We start from the raw sequence: 633 nt of genomic DNA, 5'->3' as shown, positions 1-633 counted from the left end.
AAAGCTCGACGATATGTCTGAAGGACAAGCACAAACGGTATTACATCTTTTGAAAGATAAACAAAACAGGCAAAAGGCAGAAACAGATTCTACTATACAAGATGCCGATATAGAAACGCCACACGAACAGGGAACGGCGGTGTGAGATGGAACAAAGAACAGCAGAATGGTTTCAAGCGCGCTTAGGAAAAGTCACTGCTTCAAACGTTTACAATATACTCAGTAAGACAGCAAAAGGTTTGCCTACAAGCAAATATGAAGACTACAAAATCAAACTCATGACAGAACGCTTAATAGGTGAAATAAGCCAATCTTATACAACCGCGGCTATGCAATGGGGCATTGAACATGAAGAGAATGCCTTGAGAGAATATGAATTCATTTATGACGCAGAAGTCACAAGATGCGGGTTTATCCCACACCCAAAAATGAAAATGGCGGGGGCAAGTCCTGATGGGTTGATTGGAGAGGACGGCTTAGTTGAGGTCAAATGCCCACAATCAACTACGCATTTGCGCTTCTTTATATATGACGAAATCAAGCCTGAATATATCGCACAGATGCAATTCCAAATGGCGTGCACAGGACGCAAATGGTGTCATTTCATGAGCTATAATCCAAACTTTGTAGGCA

1 protein-coding gene and 1 pseudogene are annotated in these 633 nt (G+C 41.9%); both read left to right on the top strand.

Translation table 11 applies throughout. The annotated features are described in order from the left end of the window. A pseudogene (locus ACFIL8_RS12170) lies at positions 1–145 on the top strand (recombinase); the annotation flags it as partial. A 1-nt stretch (position 146) separates the two neighbouring features. Beyond that, the coding region (locus ACFIL8_RS12165; protein WP_375690032.1) for a lambda exonuclease family protein at positions 147–633 on the top strand (487 nt) is incomplete at its 3' end.

Source organism: Bartonella sp. AP57NXGY (assembly GCF_042195805.1).
GTDB lineage: Bacteria > Pseudomonadota > Alphaproteobacteria > Rhizobiales > Rhizobiaceae > Bartonella.
Note: the sequence above shows the minus strand (reverse complement) of the source record. Positions and strands in the feature narration are given on the sequence as shown.